Source organism: Kribbella sp. NPDC049174 (assembly GCF_043197365.1).
Classification (GTDB): Bacteria; Actinomycetota; Actinomycetes; order Propionibacteriales; family Kribbellaceae; genus Kribbella.
Genome location: NZ_JBICSZ010000011.1, coordinates 63641 through 82991 on the forward strand (window position 1 = coordinate 63641; position 19351 = coordinate 82991).

13 protein-coding genes and 1 tRNA gene are annotated in these 19351 nt (G+C 66.5%); 7 read left to right on the plus strand and 7 right to left on the minus strand.

The window, feature by feature from the left end; genetic code table 11:
- Positions 1-21: 21 nt before the first annotated feature.
- Entirely contained in the window at positions 22-1020 is a 999-nt protein-coding gene (gene dhaK / locus ACGFIF_RS38175) for a dihydroxyacetone kinase subunit DhaK (RefSeq protein ID WP_393161567.1), read from the minus strand.
- 42 nt (positions 1021-1062) lie between these two features.
- The gene (locus ACGFIF_RS38180) at positions 1063-1827 is read right to left on the minus strand and encodes an MIP/aquaporin family protein (RefSeq protein WP_393161569.1); all 765 of its coding nucleotides are present in this window, start codon (positions 1825-1827) and stop codon (positions 1063-1065) included.
- Positions 1828-1995: 168 nt separating this feature from the next.
- On the opposite strand from ACGFIF_RS38180, the gene ACGFIF_RS38185 reads away from it, so the two are divergent.
- Positions 1996-2805, plus strand: coding sequence for an IclR family transcriptional regulator (locus ACGFIF_RS38185; protein ID WP_393161571.1), 810 nt, complete (start codon positions 1996-1998; stop codon positions 2803-2805).
- A 598-nt stretch (positions 2806-3403) separates the two neighbouring features.
- Here ACGFIF_RS38185 and ACGFIF_RS38190 read toward each other — a convergent pair.
- Both ACGFIF_RS38190 and ACGFIF_RS38195 read right to left on the minus strand, forming a co-directional pair.
- A complete protein-coding gene (locus ACGFIF_RS38190; protein ID WP_393161574.1) occupies positions 3404-4177 on the minus strand; it encodes a hypothetical protein in 774 nt (257 codons plus the stop codon).
- Between the two features lie 1139 nt (positions 4178-5316).
- On the minus strand, positions 5317-5649 hold the full coding sequence (locus ACGFIF_RS38195) for an Lsr2 family protein (RefSeq protein ID WP_393161576.1): 333 nt from the start codon (positions 5647-5649) through the stop codon (positions 5317-5319).
- A 144-nt stretch (positions 5650-5793) separates the two neighbouring features.
- Between ACGFIF_RS38195 and ACGFIF_RS38200 the strand changes: the two genes are divergently transcribed.
- The 3 genes from ACGFIF_RS38200 to ACGFIF_RS38210 all read left to right on the plus strand — a co-directional run bounded on the left by ACGFIF_RS38200 (position 5794) and on the right by ACGFIF_RS38210 (position 12200).
- Positions 5794-5952 carry a hypothetical protein gene (locus ACGFIF_RS38200; RefSeq protein ID WP_393161578.1) on the plus strand — a complete coding sequence of 53 codons (159 nt, stop codon included), beginning with the start codon at positions 5794-5796 and terminating at the stop codon, positions 5950-5952.
- 181 nt (positions 5953-6133) lie between these two features.
- The gene (locus tag ACGFIF_RS38205; protein ID WP_393161580.1) at positions 6134-8929 is read left to right on the plus strand and encodes an AAA family ATPase; all 2796 of its coding nucleotides are present in this window, start codon (positions 6134-6136) and stop codon (positions 8927-8929) included.
- Between the two features lie 499 nt (positions 8930-9428).
- The gene (locus tag ACGFIF_RS38210; protein ID WP_393161582.1) at positions 9429-12200 is read left to right on the plus strand and encodes an AAA family ATPase; all 2772 of its coding nucleotides are present in this window, start codon (positions 9429-9431) and stop codon (positions 12198-12200) included.
- 3 nt (positions 12201-12203) lie between these two features.
- On the opposite strand, the gene ACGFIF_RS38215 is transcribed toward ACGFIF_RS38210, so the two are convergent.
- Entirely contained in the window at positions 12204-14057 is a 1854-nt protein-coding gene (locus ACGFIF_RS38215) for a glycoside hydrolase family 15 protein (RefSeq protein ID WP_393161584.1), read from the minus strand.
- 249 nt (positions 14058-14306) lie between these two features.
- Here ACGFIF_RS38215 and ACGFIF_RS38220 point away from each other — a divergent pair, with 249 nt between their 5' ends.
- The 3 genes from ACGFIF_RS38220 (at position 14307) to ACGFIF_RS38230 (ending at position 17635) form a co-directional block, all read left to right on the plus strand.
- Positions 14307-15509: an epoxide hydrolase family protein gene (locus ACGFIF_RS38220; RefSeq protein ID WP_393161586.1), complete on the plus strand. Its 1203-nt coding sequence runs from the start codon at positions 14307-14309 to the stop codon at positions 15507-15509.
- A gap of 23 nt (positions 15510-15532) precedes the next feature.
- Positions 15533-16654, plus strand: coding sequence for a redoxin domain-containing protein (locus tag ACGFIF_RS38225; RefSeq protein WP_393161588.1), 1122 nt, complete (start codon positions 15533-15535; stop codon positions 16652-16654).
- A 462-nt stretch (positions 16655-17116) separates the two neighbouring features.
- Positions 17117-17635 (plus strand): sigma-70 family RNA polymerase sigma factor, encoded by a 519-nt coding sequence (locus tag ACGFIF_RS38230; RefSeq protein WP_393161592.1) that lies wholly within the window; start codon positions 17117-17119, stop codon positions 17633-17635.
- A gap of 70 nt (positions 17636-17705) precedes the next feature.
- Here ACGFIF_RS38230 and ACGFIF_RS38235 read toward each other — a convergent pair whose 3' ends face one another.
- Together ACGFIF_RS38235 and ACGFIF_RS38240 are read right to left on the minus strand one after the other, a co-directional pair.
- Positions 17706-19175, minus strand: coding sequence for a tyrosine-type recombinase/integrase (locus ACGFIF_RS38235; protein WP_393161594.1), 1470 nt, complete (start codon positions 19173-19175; stop codon positions 17706-17708).
- A gap of 91 nt (positions 19176-19266) precedes the next feature.
- Positions 19267-19340, minus strand: a tRNA-Arg gene (locus tag ACGFIF_RS38240).
- Positions 19341-19351 lie beyond the last annotated feature (11 nt).

Here is a 19351-nt window from a genome sequence, read left to right on the forward strand (position 1 = left end):
CTCCTGTGGAGGCCATGGTGCTCAAACCCCCCACCGCAGGGCGGGTGTCATCACCGGCGCGTCCCACAAGCGCAGCAGATCGTCGTCCAACCGCAGCAGGGTGACCGAGCACCCCGCCATGTCCAGGCTGGTGATGTAGTTTCCGACGAGCGAGCGTGCCACGGGTAGTCCCGCCTTGGACAGCAGCCGGTTCACCTCGTGGTACATCAGGTAGAGCTCGATGAGCGGTGTGCCGCCCATCCCGTTGACGAATGCGAGCACACCGTCGCCGGCGAACTCGAAGTCGTCCAGGATCGGCTCGACGAGCATCTGGGCGATCTCTGCTGCGGGCGCGAGGGGTATCCGCTTGCGCCCGGGTTCGCCGTGGATGCCGATGCCGAGCTCCATCTGGTCGGCTGGCAGGTCGAACGTCGGCTGGCCCGCTGCAGGGACGGTGCAGGAGGTCAGGGCCATGCCCATGCTGCGTCCGGACGAGTTCACCTTGCGAGCGACATCGGCAACTTCTGCGAGCGGCCGGCCCTGCTCGGCGGCCGCGCCGGCCAGCTTCTCCACCAGGACCGTGACGCCGACTCCCCGCCGTCCGACGGTGTAGAGACTGTCCTGTACGGCGACGTCGTCGTCGGTGACCACCGCGATGACCTCGACGCCGCTGTCTGCGCCGGCGAGCTCGGCGGCCATCTCGAAGTTCATCACGTCGCCGGTGTAGTTCTTCACGATGTGCAGTACACCGGCGCCGCCGTCGACACCGTTGGTGGCGGCGAGGATCTGGTCCGGCACCGGGGAGGTGAAGACCTCACCGCAGCAGGCTGCGTCGAGCATGCCCGGGCCGACGAACCCGCCGTGCAAGGGTTCGTGGCCGGAACCACCGCCCGAGACCAGCCCGACCTTCCCCGGCCGTGGAGGGTTGGCGCGGAACACGACCTTGTTCTCATGATCGACCCGAAGCTCTGGGTGGGCCGCCTCGAGCCCCTGGAGGGACTCGGCGACGACGTCAGCTGGTGCGTTGATCAGTTTCTTCATGACGACTGCTCCTTCGACTGTGAGGTGCGTGGGCGGTGGCGGTCACACGCCAGTGACCGATGCCTGCTCGGGGACCACAGCCGGCGCCTCCTCGGCCTGCCGAGCAGGCTTGACGAGGGCGGCGTACGCCAGCGCAGCCACGACACCGGCGAGGCACTCCGCGAAGAGATAGACGGGCAGCTGTTCCCACTTCACGCTGCCGCCGGCGATCTGCTGCACCAGCATCGGCCCGAACGTGCGGGCCGGGTTGATCGAGGCTCCCGTGGTCGGTGCCACCGGGATGATCGCGGCGAATACGACGAGGCCGATGGCCAGCCCCGCGAATCCCGCCGGCGCCTTGCGATGGATCACCCCGAAGACGGTGAACACGAGGATGAAGGTCCCGACGAACTCAGCCGCGAACGCTTGGGGGACGCTGACCGCCGCGCCGTACGAGGCGACGCCGAGGCCGACGTGGCTCGCCTTCTGCCCGAGCACCGCGATGATCGCAGCGGCGCCGATGACGGCCCCGACCAGTTGGGCGCCGAGATAGCCCGGCACATTCCTCCACGGGAACTTCCCTGTCACCGCGAGGCCGAGGGTGACCGCGGGGTTGATGTGGTTCCCGCTGATGTGCCCCAGCGCGTAGACAGTCGCGATCACGACGGTCGCGAACGCCAACGAGATCATCCCCAGGTCGGCCATCGTGAAGGGCGCGTCGCCGTTCACGATGAGGGTGGCGGGCACCGAGCCCACGCCGACGAAGACGAGGAAGGCGGTCCCGACGACCTCGGACGCCAACTTCTGGATGACTAACGGTTCGCTCATGGTGCCCTCCTGCAAGGCGCACACGGTCACCCTGCGGTTCTGCCCCGCAGGCCCACCGTGTAAGGTTGGAATGTCATTCGACAATGTCGAATAATGCTCGGACGGTACGCTGCTCTTTCGAGGGGCACAAGACCCTGATCGAAAGTCGACGGAGGATGAGGTGATCCGGTGATCCAGTCGGTCGACCGCGCCCTGCGGATCCTCGCCCTTCTGCAGGGCGACCACAGGCTCAGCCTGGGCGAGATCGCGCAGCGGCTCGGCCTGCCAGCGTCGACCGTCCACGGCATCGTTCGCACCTTGCTGGCCCACCGGATGGTCGTCCAGGAACACGACTCCGGCCAGTACCGACTCGGCCCCGCGGTGCTGACGATGGGCAACGTGTACCTCGACACCCTCGAGCTGCGCTCGCGGGTTACCCCCTGGGCGGAGGACCTCGCGCGTCGTACCGGCTTGGCCGTGCGTACCGCGGTGATGCTGATCGACGACGTCGTGGTGGTACATCACGAACCGCGACCGGACGGGTCGCGCCAGATGCCGGAAGTCGGGATCGTGATCCCCGCCCATGCGTGCGCACTGGGTAAGGCGATCCTCGCGTTCGACGACGAGCTGGCGGACGGCGTCCTGGAGGGAGCAGCGCTGCGAGGCATGACCGGCCAGACAGTGACCGACCCCCGTCAGCTCCGCAGCCTGTTCGATCAGATCCGCGTCACAGGTATCGCGGAAGAGGTCGAGGAGGCGGTGCTCGGCGAATGCGGCGTGGCCGCCGTCCTGAGCGATCGGTTCGGCGGTGCGGCCGGCGCGATCGGACTGGTCGCGTCAACCGACGAGTGGCCGCTCGATCCGGCCGTGCTGACGTCGCTGCGATCCGCCGCCCGCTCGGTGTCGCGCGAGCTCGGCGCCGCATCGTGGCCGCCACACGGTGAAGCGCCGCGAGTGTCGGAGATGGGAACCCGCCGAAGACGCCCCCGGCCCGCCTGAGGTCAATCCGCGCCCAGCGGTGCTCCTCGAGGCACCCGACACTTCTGGCCGCATCACGGCCGTTCCGCAAGCCGACCACTGCTCGGAGGCCCTCACCTCCAACAGCTACGCCCTGTTCGCCCTATGGGCGGCCGCACTCCAGTGCACCACCCACGCCAGCACCACCCGCACCGCCGACCGCTGAGCACGTTCATCGCTCGCCGCTAGCTGTGCTCCGGTGGCTTGGTGGGTCGATCCTAGGGTTCGGGCCGGGTTCGAACCAGACCTGCAGATGGACAAGCCTCGAGGGGTAGAGGCGCCCGGCGCCCCGCCGCGGCCGGATTTGGCAAAGTTGCCTATAGCAACGTCTCTGTCAATGGCGGTGTCGATGAACAGGAGTCAGGACATGCCGCAGATGACGGTGCTGGCAGTCGATGGGTCTGCCTGTGACGCTGTAGACAGCGGACTCGGTACCGAGCAACGGACTTGTAAAGCGGTGAGTCGGGTTAGTGAATCTGTCAACGAACAGCGGCCCCTCAGATGCCAGATCAGGCGGCCCATTGGATCACCGATTGCCCAGCCACCCGGCCCGGTCAAGGCCTGAGACATCATCTCCAGACTATTCGTCCCGCGGAATCGGGATCACTCGTTTGGCAACGTCTGTCTGTCCGTTACGACGACACCAGCTGAGGATGTAGCGCACGTGTTCGCCGCACCACCGGTACACAACTGGCGCGGGCACGCGCGCCGGCAGGTGGTTCGAGATGTGCTCACCGCGACGGCAAATGAGGTCGCCTAGGTACTCTCGGCCAATCTTCGACGCGGTGTCATATTCGACCTTGGCGACCTCAGCGAGCGTCTTGTGGCTGATGGCGCGGCCAGAAGCGATCGCACCTGCCATCCGCGCGGCGGTCCGACCTCTCGTTGTGGCGAAGTATGTGTGGATCCGGGGCAGGCTGCTCCGGCTGGCACCTGTCGGGAAAGTCACGGCGGCCAACCGCTCGCCGCGACCAACCCGCTCGACGGCCTCAAGAAGCAGCGCCGGGCCACCCGCCTTCCGGAACACGCCCCAAACGATGTCCTGCTCGACCGCTTCGTCGAGGTGGTCCTGCTCGGCGCTGTGGCCCTGCGTCGCGATGATGACCGGCGACTCCCGATCAGCGGATCGAAGGATGGCCAACACGTCGAGCCCGTCGAACGTGTACTCGGCGCTCGAGTTCCAGAGCAAGTCGGAGACAACGACATCGAAGCGTGGGCGGCGCTGGATCGCATGCTCGACCTCGCCGCGGGTTGTTGCGACAACCACTGCTGCGGAGGGAAAGTGCTGCACCAGTGCCGGTTCGATAACCCGTGCCAGCGCGGCCGCGACCAGGATGCGTAGTTTCTCGTCCATTCACGAATAGTTGCAGAAGGGCGGCACCCGCGTGCCGAAATTTGCATCCCAACCTGCGAATATCGCGAGATCCAGTCGTAGCCTGCGCAGATCACGCAATTAGTCCGCACTCTCCACGCGATCGCGGATGGACACTCGAACCCAGGGCGACCGACGGCCGCTGACAGTGTGGCTTGAAGGAGTGACCATGGCGGCCATTGTGAGACCGCACGGACCAGGGGGCGGGGCGTATGTCATGAGCTGCACAACCGGAGCAGACCTTCGGCGCATCGGCACTCGGCAGCTTGTCCGACGGCGACCGGATCGAAGCGGCTGGGTCTGCGGCGGTCGCGCTGGGAGGGGCAGGCACCAGATGCGATGGGCCGCCGTTGGGTGGCTGTCGCCATTTGTCGGTCTCCGAGGAATCGCGATCGGGATTCTAGGCACGAAGGGCATGGGACGATGTCGGCGATAGTGCTGGTGGTAACCGCTGGGTTGGCGGTCGGCGTTCTCGTGCTAATCGTGGTCAGTTGCGGGACTGACCGCTCTCCGGATGCACGGGTCGAGTCCGAGATCTGGTGTCGGGCGACGGGTGAGGTCATCTCTGTGTTGCGCACGCACAGCCGCACATTCGTGCTGGTTCGCTACTCCGTTGGCACCTCCCTGATCCAGAACCACGTTGCGTACCCGCTCCGAGGAGCCACGCCGCGCGCCGGCCAGCGCATGCCTATCAAGTACGACGCAGTTTCGCCAGCCCGAGTGGAGTTTGACCTGAGTGCACAGAACCACATGCCGCCGACACCGCCTGGTCCAGCCGCCGCGCCATCCCAGGGCACGCACCCAGGCAGCGCCAGCGTCACGCCGTAGATGATGTGTACGCGGCGAGCGACGGAATTGGGGCTCCGGATCGCTCGTCCGGGTCGGCTGGGCGGGTATCAGTGCGAGGTCGCCGTCCGGAGCACCGGCTGCCTGCGATCGGTAGTGGGCGGGGGAGTTGCGCGGGGCAGATGTGATGCGGTGCCATCGCAAGTTCCTTCGCACCGAGAGCGTTGCTCACCGCTAGGTCCAAACGCTCGGAGTATGAAGTCAAGGGCAGGAAAGGTGACACTGTGATCAGATTGTTGTGGCGCCTCGACATCTATTAGGTGCGGTGTCTACTGCTAGTGGGCGGCGTCGAAGGCCTCCCGAATGTGTGCCGGGACTCGCCCGCGGTCATTGACCTCGTACCCGTTCGCACGAGCCCATTCCTTGACGGTTCGAGCATCCGCATCAACTGTGGTTCGGGTGACCCGCCTGCCGCGTCTGTTCTTGATCGGCCGGCCCGCCTCGATGTAAGGATCGAGTGCCGCGCGCAAGGCCGCCGCGTGCCTGGTGCGGAGGTCGATCTCGTACGACTTGCCATCGAGCGCGAAGGGCACGGTCTCACCCTTGCCGGTAGGGATCTCGCTACCGTCGATGTCGTCGGTCAGCCGGATCTCGACTCTTTGGGCCATGGTCGCCTCCTGGCGTTTATGCAGGTATAGACAGCATCGTTCATCACGCCCACATGGAGGCCGCGCACCCGCCGGGAAGGGCGCCAATGGCCCCAGACGTTGGCCGCACAGGGCTGAGCCAGGAGATGGTCCGAGCTGGAGCGGATGCTGTCGGACCGGTCCGGCCCAGAGGGTCACGGTGGCCGGTCGGTCGAGGCCGACGGTGGTGACAGCCCCGGCCTGGTCACAGCTCCGTCGGAGGCCTGGGACCTGGGGCACGCAATCGGCAAGGTCGCCACCTCCGATGGCACGGAGCTCGACTAGGGCAGGGAACTCGACAGAGGCACGACGGGAGCGCTGATCGTGCCGGAGCACGGAGGAAGGTACCGCGCGAAGTTCCTTGCCGGGTCAAGCTGCCAGTGGAAGACTTCTGAGCGATTGACCCCGGCGCCCGCGCGCCGCGCCAGGGCCCTCGGCTGAGGCGTGCGCGGGTGGTTGGTGAGGCATGTCCGATAGCGTCTACTGGGCCGATCTGCGTGGACGGCAGAACGAGTGCAAGGTACTGAGCGGACTGGTCGCGTCAGCGCACGCCAACCGCAGCCAGGTTCTGGTACTGCGTGGCGAGGCAGGCGTAGGCAAGTCTGCCCTGCTCGAATTCCTCGTCGAGCATGCGGGCGGTTGCCAGCTCTCGCGAGCGGCGGGTGTCGAGTCGGAGCTGGAACTCCCGTACGCCGGTATGCATCAACTGTGTGGCCCCTATTTGGACCGCATCGACAGCCTCCCGCTCCCGCAACGCGACGCACTCAGCACTGCTTTCGGGCTGCGGGCGGGCAGTGCACCGGACCGCTTCCTCGTCGGTTTGGCGGCGCTCACCCTCCTTTCTGGAGTTGCCGAAGAGCAGCCCCTTATCTGTGTAGTCGACGACGCGCAATGGCTGGATCAGGCGTCCGCTCAGGCGCTGGAGTTCGTGGCTCGCCGGCTCGATGTCGAGCCGTTGGGCCTGGTCTTCGCAGTACGGGACACCGACGAGGAGCCCAAGCTGATGGGGCTTCCTGACCTTGTGTTGCGCGGACTGGGGGATGAGGACGCCGCGGCCCTGCTCGAGTCGGTCGTCCCCGGCACACTCGATCCGCGGGTACGAGATCGCATTCTCGCCGAATCCTTCGGGAACCCGCTGGCCCTGCTCGAGCTCCCTCGAGCGTTTACCGCGTCAGAGTTGGCGTTCGATACAGCTGCAGCGGCGCGAAGCGCGGGTCCCCTGGTCGACCGCCTCGAGCAGGGCTTCATCCGGCAGTTGACGACTTTGCCACAGCCCACGCGGCAATTGTTGCTGGTCGCGGCCGCGGAGCCCGTCGGCGACATTCCGCTGCTGTGGCGGGCAGCTGAGCAACTCGGCATCGAGGCCGACGCGGCCGCGGCGGCTGAAGCGGCCGGGTTGATCGAGCTCCGTGACCGGGTCCGTTTCCGGCATCCACTGGTTCGTTCGGCCATGTACCAGTCGGCGACGCTGGCGGAACGACGACAGGTCCACCAGGCCCTGGCCGACGCCACAGACGCTGAAGCCAGTCCCGACCGTCGCGCCTGGCACCGTGCGAGCGCAGCGCTAGGTCCGGACGAGACTGTCGCGTCGGAACTCGAGCGTTCAGCCGATCGCGCGGTCTCGCTGGGTGGTCTTGCGGCCGCGGCTGCCTTCCTCGACACCGCGGCATCGTTGACGCCTGACCCCGCAAGGCGGGCACAACGCGCCCTCGCTGCCGCGCAGGCCAAGGCGGGCGCAGGCGCTTTCGAGGACGCACACAACCTGTTGGCGTTCGCCCAGTCCGGCCCGCTGAGCGAAGCCGAGCTCGCGCGAATTGATCTGCTGCGCGCGCAGATCTCCTACAACTCGATCCATGGCAACCAGGCTTTGCCGCTGATGCTGGCGGCCGCCCGAAGGTTCGAATCACTGGACGGCGCAGTCGCGCGAGGAACCTACCTGGACGCACTGTCTGCGGCCTTGTTCGCCGGCCGACTGGCACCTGGGCCTGGGCCTGGCATGCGGCAGGTGGCAGAGGCAGCTCGAGCTGCGCCACAATCCGAGGCGCCGAGCAAGTCTGACCTGTTACTCGAGGGGATGGCCATCCTGTACACCGACGGTTACGCTGCGTCGGCAGGTCCGCTGCACCGTGCGATCCAGGCGTTCGGCAGCGAGGACCTGACTGTGGACGAGGCGTTCAGGAGCGCCTGGGTGGCGGCTGTCGCGGCCGTCGATCTGTGGGACGACTTGCACTGGGACGTGCTGAGCCAGCGACATCTGGACGTCGTCCGCAAAGCCGGAGCTCTCAGCTTGCTTCCACTGGCTCTGGCCAGCCGCGCCATCTTCGACATCCACAGCGGCAACCTGGCCGCCGCCGCGTCTCTGGTTGCCGAAAGTAACTGGATAGCGGAGGTGACCGGTGGTGAGAACACTCTGACGGCGATTCCTGAGGCATGGCTCGCGGCCATGCGCGGCCGCGAGAAACGGGCCGAGGAGCTGATTCAGCAGACCATTAATGACGCGACCGCGAGAGGCCAAGGCGTGGGGCTCAACATGATGTACGCCGCTCGCGCCGTGCTGTTCAACGGTCTCGGCCGGTACGACGACGCCCTGGTCGCCGCGCAAGAGGCAGCCACCGAACCGCTGGAGCTAGGTCCCACCAAGTGGGCGATCGCCGAGCTGGTCGAGGCAGCCGTGCGCAGCGGTGATACCGCCGTCGCCGTCGGCGCGTACGAGTTGCTGTCAGCCATGACACGCGCCAGCGGCACCGACTTCGCGCTCGGAGTCGCGGCGGCTAGGGGCGCCTTGCTGCGCGACGATGTCGATGCGGAACAGCTCTACCGGGAGGCGATCGACAGGCTGGGCCGGACTAGGATCCAGGTCGAGCTGGCTAGAGCGCGACTGCTCTACGGCGAGTGGCTGCGACGTCGAAATCGCCGTGCCGACGCCCGGATTCAGCTCCGGACAGCCCACCAGTTGCTCAGCGCGATGGGCGTCGAGGCATTCGCCGACCGCGCACGACGCGAGCTGGCGGCAACGGGTGAGACGGTACGAAAACGGACGGTCGACACTCAGCAGGACCTGACCGACCAAGAGGCTCAGATCGCGCGTCTGGCCGCCGCGGGCCTCAGTAACCCTGAGATTGCCGCGGCTCTCTACCTGAGTCGACGGACGGTCGAGTGGCACCTCGGCAAGGTCTTCGCCAAGCTCGGAGTCACCACCCGACGCCAGCTGAGGCGGCATCCGTCCGTCGACCACGAAGGCGTAGCAGCGAGCCAGGCGTAGCCTGGACAGCGGCTAGTGGAGCCACCCCTTCGCAGCAAATCGACCTTCCGAGCACCAGACCGGGATTCGCCGCTGCGACGTCGGCCGGCAGTAGACCGGAGACCGGACAGGTGCTCTGGAATCCATCTGACAGTAAGCGTAAGTTGACTCGGAGAAGAGCCGCTACTCAAGGAGAGCGGCAGGCGAGCACAGTCAAAACGGCGGCACCTGGCAGTCGGGTTAGGCGTGATTATCACCGCCGCCGCTTGGATTATGAACCCTTGCGACGTGCTGTCCGATGTCATTGTCTGTGCGTCGACGGGAGTTCCTCAACGTCGTGCATGAGCACGGTCGGGAAGGGCATGCCCGTGCTCTGGGGCAACCGGCGCGTTCGCCGGACTCTCGGGCGGACGGGAAACTCGCCTGGGCTCGTTCAGCGCGCCGTTCCTGCGCGGGCGCTTTGAGTCGCAGTACGCGGAGACGACAGAGCAATGCGTGTCGTCTCCAGGAGGTCGTTGAGATGGAGAAACCCTTTACTCAATCAAACTTGGGTGATGGCCTGCGCGGCCGGGTGGAAGAGTGCGCGCTGCTGGACGAACTGGTCTCAACGATCGTCAAGGGCAAGAGCCGAGCGCTGGTGCTGCAGGGTGAGGCTGGCATCGGGAAGACCGCGCTGCTGCAGTACCTAGTCGCGTCGGCGACGGATCTGACGGTCGTTCAGGCGGCGGGGGTGGAGTCGGAGATGGAGCTTGCCTACGCCAGTCTGCATCAGCTGTGCGCACCGCTGCTCAACCGGACCGAGAAACTCCCAGCCCCGCAGCGCGATGCGCTTCAGGTTGTGTTCGGGTTGAGCGCGGGATCTCCGCCGGATCGGTTCTTGGTCGGCCTGGCTGTGCTCGGCCTTCTGTCCGAAGCGGCCGAGAAGCGTCCGCTGCTCTGTGTTGTCGACGACGCGCAGTGGTTGGATCAGGCGTCGGCGCAGACGCTTGCCTTCGTGGCCAGGCGTTTGCTGGCGGAACAGGTAGGGATCGTGTTCGCCGCCCGCGATCCGGGCGACCACCTTCGACACGTCTCAGAAATGCAGGTGCGCGGTGTGGCCGATGGCGACGCCCGCGCGCTACTGAGCTCGGCCGTGCGGTTCGTGTTGGATGAGCGAGTCCGGGAACGGATCATCGCCGAGACCCGCGGGAATCCGCTGGCGTTGCTGGAGTTGCCGCGGGGCTTGACGGCGATGCAGTTGGCGGGCGGATTCGGCCTGTTGGAGGCACAGGCACAGGCGCTGACGGGACGGATCGAGGAGGGCTTCGTCCGACGACTCGAGCCGCTCCCTCAAGACACACGCCGTCTGCTGCTGCTCGCGGCAGCGGAGCCGGTCGGTGATCCACTCCTGCTGTGGCGCGCGGCCAAGCGGCTCGGCATCGGGCTGTCGGCAGCCAAAGGGGCGGAAGCGCAGGGGCTTCTGGCGATCGGTGAACGAGTGACCTTCCGGCATCCGCTGGTGCGCTCGGCCGTGTACCGATCTGCGGTGACGGAGGAGCGTCGAGCAATCCATTTCGCGTTGGCGGAGGTGACCGATCGGGAGGACGACCCGGATCGCCGCGCGTGGCATCTGGCTGCCGCCGCGGCGGGACCTGACGAGGATGTCGCGTTGGAGCTCGAGCGCTCGGCCCGCCGTGCGCAGACGCGCGGCGGCCTCGCCGCCACTGCGGCATTTCTACGACGTGCGCTTGCGCTCACTGGCGACCCGGGCAGGCGCGCGGACAGGATCTTCGCCACCGCCGAGGCGACCTTCCAGGCCGGCGAGTTCGATGCGGCTCTCGGGCTCCTGGCCACCGCAGAAGCCGGTGAGCTCGACGAGTTCCAGCGCGCTCGGGCCGACCTGCTGCGCGGCCACATCGCCTTCGCCTCGGGTCTTGGCAGCGACGCTCCGCCGCTTCTGCTGAAGGCCGCGCGGCGGCTCGAGTCGTTCGACATGGAGCTTGCGCGCGAGACCTACTTGACCGCGTGGGGCGCGGCGGGGATGGCGGGGCAGCTCCCGGGAGAGGATGCCCGCCTGGAAGTGAGCCGGGCCGTCAAAGCCCTCCCCCGGCCACAAGGCAGACCGCGTCCGCTCGAGCTGCTGCTCGACGGCCTGGCTCTGCTGACAATTGACGGGCACGCCGCCGCGGCACCGACCTTGCAACAGGCCGCGAACGTGCTTACAAGCATTCCAGTGGAGGACGTTCTGCGGTGGGGCTGGATGGCCACGGTCGCTAGCACGGTCGTGTGGGATTTCGAGAGTCTGTACGAGATCTCCGTCAGGCAACTCCAGCTTGTCCGCGACGTCGGAGCGCTTGCGCAATTGCCGATCTATCTCTCCCAACTGGGCATAGCACTCCCGTGGATGGGCGACTTCGCGGGCACGGCCTCGCTCGTCTCGGAGACTGACGGCGCGGCGGCGGCGATCGGCAGCCCTATCGCCCCGTACACGTTGCTGAGGCTCCGGGCACTGCAAGGGCGGGAAGCCGAGGCCTCTGAGGCGATCGCGGGCGCGGTCGAGCTGGCCGCGGTCACCGGCCAGGGAATGGCGGGGGTATGGGCGCAGTGGGCGGCCGCGGTCTTGTACAACGGCCTCTCGCGCTACGAGGAGGCGATGTCGGCGGCTCGCCTAGCGGCCTCGGACACACTGAATCCGTGGATGTCCATGTGGGCGCTACCCGAGTTGGTCGAGGCGGCCGCGCGCAGACGAAACACCGAACTCGCACGGCAGGCACTCGATCGGCTTACAGAGACGACGCACCCGTGCGGCACCGATCTCGCGCTCGGCATCGAGGCACGCAGCCGGGCGCTCCTGAGCGACGGGCCGACCGCCGCCAAGCTTTATCGCGAAGCGATCGAGAGATTGAGCCGTACCCGGCTGCGGCCGGAGCTGGCCCGGGCGCACCTGCTTTATGGTGAGTGGCTTCGTAGCGAGAATCACCGGCCCGAAGCTCGCCAACAGCTACGCACAGCACACGAGATGCTCGGCAGGTTGGGGATGGAGGCATTCGCCGAGCGCGCCCGTCTCGAGCTCCTGGCGACCGGCGAGAAGGTGCGCAAAAGGACGCTCGAGACGGGCGACGATCTGACCGCCCAGGAGCGGCAGATAGCGTCGCTCGCCCGCGTTGGGCTGTCCAACCCGGAGATCGGTGAGCGGCTCTTCGTCAGTACTCGGACCGTAGAGTGGCATCTGCGCAACGTGTTCGGCAAGCTCGGGATCCGTTCTCGCCGGGAGTTGGCGAACGCACTTGCCGGCTCCGATTCGCCGGCCTGATCACTAGGCGACGTTGGAGCCCATTCCGCGGCCTGGCTCACTCTGCAGTTCGGGTGCGGCTGGAGAGCTCGAGGCCGAACTGCTGGCTGCGGTGAGGGTGACGGCGGTGGTGACCAGTCCTGCATGGCTCAAGGCTTGTGGTGTGTTGCCGAGGTGGCAGCCTGCTCTTGGGTCGTACTCCTCGCTGAGCAGACCGACGTCATTGCGGAGCGAGAGGAGGCGCTCGAACAGCTCGGTGGCTTCGTTCCCCCGGCCAATGCCGTGCAGTGCATCCGCGAGCCAGAAGGAGGCGGCCAAGAAGGTGCCTTCGCTACCCGGTACGCCGTCCACGTTGTGGCCGTCATCGCTGACGGCGTACCGCAGTACCAGCCCGTGGTCGGTCAGGTCGCGCTGTATCGCTTCGACGGTGGCGACCATCCGCGGGTCTGTCCACTGGAGGAGGCCGTAGCGCGGCAGCAGCAAGGCGGCCGCGTCGAGTCTCGGGGACCCGTAGGACTGGGTGAACGCCGGATGTGCGGCGTGATAGCCGCGGTCGGAGATCTCTCGTGCGATGGTGCGACGCAGAGCCCTGAGTCGTCCGAGCTGCTGCGGCTCCTGGGCACTGTGCTGGGCGAGGGTTCGGACGGTGCGGTCGACGCCGACCCAGGCCAGGAGCTTGGAGTGGAGGAAGTGGCGCCGCGGGCCGCGGACTTCCCACAGCCCGTGGTCGGGGTCCTGCCAGTGGCTCTCGATCTGGTCGAGCAGGATGCGTTCCAGCATCTCCTGGTCGTTGGCATCCGGCACGCCGGCGTCCCGGGCCGTCGCCAGAATGTCGAGGACCTCGCCCCAGACGTCGTTCTGCTGCTGGGTGGCCGCACCGTTCCCGACCCGTACCGGCGTGGAACCGGCGTGCCCGGGTAGCCAGTCAAGGGTCTCTTCGTGGAGGTCGCCGGCGCCGTCGACGGCGTACATGATCTGCAGGCCGGAGGGGCTGTCGATGATGGTGCGCAGCAGCCAGTCGCGCCATTCTTCGGCTTCTCTGAGGTAGCCGGTGGCAAGGAGTGCCTGCAGCGTGAATGTTGCATCGCGCAACCAGGAATACCGGTAGTCCCAGTTGCGGGACCCGCCGATCCGCTCGGGCAGAGAGGTGGTGGCAGCGGCCAGAATGCTCCCCGTAGGGGCATACGTGAGTGCCTTCAGGATGATGAGCGACTGCATGACTTCGCTATCCCAGGGGCCGCTATAGGTCGAGCGGCTTGCCCAATCGGTCCAGAATACGGTGGTCATTGTTAGCGCGGAGCCGGCGCTCGGGGCCGGTTCCCGGGCTTCGCCCACGGCCGCGTAGGTGAGTGTGAAGGAGACCCGCTCGCCTGCGTTGACGATGAAGGCACCGGTCCAGGATCCGTCAGCAGGGCTCAAGTGAACGCTGCTCTCGAGCCACAGTTCGTCCTCGCCGGAAGCCGCGACCAGTTGCCCGCGAGCGCTGTACAGGGTCGGGATGTTCTTGCCGTAACCCATCCGTGGCGCGATCCGGGTCCGCATCGCAACTGTGCCGACCAGGCCGTCCACGATTCGCACCACCATCGGTGCGGGGGAGCCCGGGACCATCAGATCGGTGACGCGGACCATGCCATCGGGTGTGGTCCATTCCGTTTCCAGGACAAGGGTGTTGGTGCGATACCGACGCCGGCTGCATCTCTGTCGACCGAAGGGCGCGAGAGTCCACTGTCCGTGGCCGGCGTCCCCTAGGAGCGCTGCACAGACGGCAGGGGAGTCGAAGCGCGGCAGACTCAGCCAGTCGATCGCGCCATCCTTGCTGACCAAGGCAGCCGTGCGCAGGTCGCCGATCAGGGCGTAGTCCTGAATCTGCCGCGTCATGGTCGCCCCTTGGTCCGGTTCGGGTACTAGGCCCACAGCGTCAACGGCAGAGTGACGCAGTCGCCCCCGTGTAACGCACTGGGCCTGGCACCCTGGGCCGAATCCCCGTGTTTAACGGCAAATCGGCGAGTGACACGAACGGGGCCACCCAGGGTGCAAACAAACCCAGGGTCAAACACGGGGGCGAACTCGCGAACGCACCGCCAGGCTCGTGTCATCACCAGAACAGCCCCCGATCAAGGAGACGACATGGCTATCACCACCGAGAGGCCGGCAAGTGACACTGCGGTCCGGCCGTTCAGGATCGAGGTTCCGGAGGCGGATCTCGAGGACCTGCGGGCCCGCGTCCTGGCCACCCGCTGGCCGGACCGGGAGACCGTCGAAGATCTGTCGCAGGGCACCCCGCTGGCGGCGAGTCAGGCGCTCGCGCGTTACTGGGCGACGGAGTACGACTGGCGCAAGTGTGAGACGCGGTTCAACTCGTTCCCGCACTTCCTCACCGAGCTCGACGGGCTCGACATCCACTTCCTGCATGTCCGTTCCAAGCACGAGGACGCTCTGCCGCTCCTGGTCTGCCACGGCTGGCCGGGGTCGATCGTCGAGCAGTTGAAGATCATCGAGCCGCTGACGGATCCGACGGCGCACGGCGGTCAGGCGTCGGATGCCTTCCACCTGGTCATTCCCTCGATGCCGGGCTACGGCTACTCCGGCAAGCCCACGAGCACAGGCTGGGGCCCGGGCCGCATCGGCCGCGCGTACGTCGAACTGATGCGGCGCCTCGGCTACACGAGGTTCGCCGCGCAAGGTGGCGACTGGGGCTCCGTCATTGTCGACCTGATGGCCTTGGATGCGCCGCCGGAGCTGGTCGGCATCCACGCCAACATGCCCGGGACGGTCCCGCCCGAGCTCGACGCGGTACTCGCCGCCGGCGGGGAGGCGCCGTCAGGTCTCTCTGATGACGAACGGGCTGCCTGCGACCAGCTGAGCTTCTTCTACAAGCACGCCTACTACGCCTATTTCATGGGGGATCGTCCGCAGTCGCTCACCGGGATTGCCGACTCGCCGGTCGGGCTGGCGGCGTTCATGCTCGACCACGACGCGGCCTCGCTGGCGATGATCTCCCGGAGTTTCGACGGCGTGCCGGAGGGTCTGACGCCCGATGACGTGCTCGACAACATCACGCACTTCTGGCTGACGAACTCGGGTGTGTCTGCGGCCCGGATCTACTGGGAGAACAAGTTCTCGTTCTTCGCCGCCAAGGGCGTCACCATTCCGGTCGCCGTGAGCGCCTACCCCGACGAGCTCTACCAGGCTCCACGGAGCTGGGCGGAGAAGGCGTACCCCAAGCTCGTGCACTACAACAGGCTCGAAAAGGGCGGGCACTTCGCCGCCTGGGAACAGCCGGAGTCGTTCATTGACGAGGTTCGCACCGGCCTGCGGTCGCTTCGCTAACTGACCCGCCGGAACGTCCGCAGATGTGCCCCGCTCGGCGGGACGACCGATCGGCTCACCCGATCCAGTCGGCCCCGCCGAGTCGCGGCCGCGGATCATCCAGCCAAGAAGAGGAGGGCAGCCTCATGGCAGCCCAATCGCACGAGCCAGTCCACCCCGATCCTGCCCCGATCCGACTCCCCATCCAGGGCGAACTGCCCTCCTTCGCCGGTGCGACCGGATGGCTCAACTCGCCACCGCTGACGGAGGTCCGCCTGCGAGGAAGAGTTGTCCTGGTCAACTTCTGGACCTATACCTGCATCAACTGGCTGCGTCAGCTCCCCTACCTGCGGGCTTGGGCCGCGAAGTACGCCGGCCAGGGGCTGGTGGTGATCGGCGTACACACGCCCGAGTTCGGATTCGAGCGTGACATCGACAATGTCGTGCGGGCCGTGCGGCAGATGAAGATCGAGTATCCGGTTGCGATCGACAGCGACTACGCGGTGTGGACCGCCTTTGGCAACCTCTACTGGCCGGCTCTGTACTTCGGAGACGCCGACGGTCTGCTCCGGCAGCGCCATTTCGGCGAAGGCAAGTACGAGCTGTCGGAGAAGGTCATCCAGCAACTGCTCGCCGACGCGGGCTCCACCAACACGGGCCGTGGGTTGGCGTCGGTCGATGCACGTGGTGCCGAGGCGCCGGCTGACTGGGCCAGCCTGAGATCGCAAGAGACCTACCTCGGCTACGCACGCACTCAGGGGTTCGCATCAACAGGCGGCGTTGTGCCGGGAAAGCCTCACATCTACACCGCCCCTCTCGCGCTCAAACTCAACCACTGGGCCCTGTCAGGGGACTGGACGATGACGGAACAGGCCACCGCCCTGAACGCCGCGAACGGGAGCATCGTCTGCCGCTTCCACGCCCGCGACCTTCACCTGGTCATGGGACCAGCGGTACCGGGAACGTCCGTGCGATTCCGCGTGCTCATCGACGGACAACCGCCGGGCGCGGCGGGCGGGGCCGATGCCGACAACCAGGGCCACGGCACGGCAACTGAACAGCGGTTGTACCAACTCGTTCGCCAACCTGGCCCGGTCGCCGACCACACCTTCGAGATCACCTTTCTCGATCCCGAGGTCGAGGCCTACGCATTGACCTTCGGCTAGACCAGGGAGATCCGGCCATGCCTCACCAAGATCCAGACGAAGCCGAGACGAACACGACCAAAGCACAAGGGACCACAGGCCACCAGCGGCGGAGAGTACAGGTTTGGTTCGGGCGGCGAGTGATCGCAGAACTCGTCGCCGAGCCGACCGTCGCGAACCAGTACGCCGCGGCAATGGACCGGCGCTTCGCCGGTCTGCGGATCACCAACGAGCCCGCAGCTGGCGCAACCTGATCCCCAGAGCAATGCCGACGCCTGTCCGATCATGCACTTGCGAGCCGCCCACACTGTTCCGGGGCCCCCGGAACCCAGCAGTCCGGTGGGCGGGCGTTTCGAGTCTCCTCAGCGCCCGCCCGCCGTTCCACCAAGCCAGCCACAAGACCCGGAAGTCCACGCCATGGAGCTCTGCAGCAGCAACACGGACACATCCGATGCCTGCTCGTCCGCCTCGAGCTGGGATGAGGTGGCTCGGGCACACTCCGCACGCGTCTATCGTCACGCCTACCGGCTCACCGGAAACCGGCCCGACGCCGAGGACCTCACCCAAGAGGTCTTCGTCCGTGTGTTCCGCAGCCTGGCAAGCTACACGCCCGGAACGTTTGAGGGCTGGTTGTACCGCATCACCACCAACTTGTTCCTCGACCGGGTTCGTCGGCGCCGCGGCATTCGGCTCGTACCGCTCGCTGACACCTTGCAACCTCTCGCAGTACGAACCCCTGACCAAGACCTCGAGGACCGCACGTTCGATCCCGATATACGGTCCGCGCTGGACGCCCTGACTCCGGGCTACCTGGCAACCATCGTCCTCCACGACGTCGACGGCCTGACGTATCGAGAGATCGCCGCGACGCTCGGCATCGAGTGCGGCACGGTGGCCAGCCGCCTGCACCGCGCCCGCGCACAGCTGCGAGACACGCTCGCCCACCGGACTCCGCACCACACCGTTAGTACGCTGGAGCAGCCGGGGTCGCTGCCCGTGTAACTGCCAGCGATCCGCGAGCGAGAGTCAGAGAGGCGGCGGCTGGCCGGCAGCACCTTGCTCGCCCTGCGCCTTATGAGACCTGCGCGGTGCCGCCATCGTTCGCCCAGGTGACGGTCTTCGCGGAGTGCGACGATGTGTCGTGTTTTGGAGCGCTAGCGATCACCCGTGGCCGCTTGCCGCGCGGGCCTTCGATCATGCCGGCTTCCTTCAGTGCTGCGATGGCTCGGCTCACGGTGCCGGTTGAGACCCGGTATTGAGCTCGGATCGTCTCATTCGAGGGCAGCTGTGAACCGACCCGATAGTCGCCGCGCTCGATCGCTTCCCGCAGGTCGGCGAGGACTCGCTCGTACGGCGTACGCGGCGGGCGCTGCATTGGATCCGGCATTGGGATCGTCGTCGCAATGCTGCCGGCCGCGCGGCGGTCAGCCTCCTCAAGCCAGGCGGCATAGAACCTCAGTGTGGTGCCGCCGCTCGCGTGACCGAGGCGCCCGGAAACCGTCTTGAGGTCGACTCCGGCGGACAGCAGTTCTGTCGCTGAGTAGTGCCTGAGCGAGTGGATCCTGGTGCTGCGTAGACCGTTTCGGGCGGCGAGTCGCCTGTACCGCTGGGTGACAGTGTCCGGCTTCATTGGCGCGGAGAAGTCCGGTTCCAAGGAGAAAACGTAGGAGTCTCGTGTGAGGTTCACGCCGAGTGATCGGCATTGCTCTTCACTGGCCTTCTGATGCGCGCGCAGGAGGTCGACCGTGTAGGGATCGATCGACAGCCGGCGGTCCTGATCGCCCTTCGTCGATTTCTCCCGCAGCTTCCGTGTCAGGGCAGTGTCGATCGCAACTTTTCCTCGTTCGAGGTCGATGTCCGACCAGCGCAGAGCGCACAGTTCGCCGCGGCGACATCCAGTTACCATGACGACCCACAGGAGCGTTCCCCATGCAGGGGACTTCCAGGCTTCGTTGAGGATCGCCGCCGCTTCGCTTTGGTTTGGGGGATCAGGAGTTGTCCGCTTGGCTGCGGGGGGTTGTGCGAGTTCAGCGGGATTGACGTTGAGGTACTTCCACCGCACGCCGCGCTGGCCGGCACCGGCCAAGACGAAGTGGATCTGTCGGACAGACCTAGCTCCAAGCGGAACGCACATGTGGTTACGTCCTCTGCGCCCATTGCACAGGTGTTTGCACTTCCGCAGCCGGGCGTAGAACCTCTCCAACAGCTCGGGGTCGAGCCTGGCGAACTGCGTCGAGCCGAACACGGGCTCGATGTACTTCCTGTTGAGGCCTTCGTAGCGTTCGCGGGTGCTGTCCTCCAGTTCGGCTACCTCGAACCACTTTTCGATGAGCTGGCTGACCGAGATCTTGCTCTTTGGGTGGCGCTGTTCGTCGACCTGGTTGAGCAGCTTCGTCAGCTCGACTTCGGCCGCGGCGTCGGTGTCGTAGAGGGGACTCTTGAGCTGCCGACGGTTGCCCGTCAAGGGATCGGAACCAGCGGATACGACGGCGCGGAACTTGCCGCGGAACTCTTCTATATGTCCCCTGCGGCGCTTCCCCATGACGGCAGCTTAGGCGTTCCTGTTCCACAAACTGTTCCACAAACGACCCAGGGCACATGCCGGGTGAGGCATGTGCCCTGGTCATGAGAGGCGCGCCCGGCAGGATTCGAACCTGCGACCAACGGATTAGAAGTCCGACGCTCTATCCAGCTGAGCTACGGGCGCGTGGCAGGGAA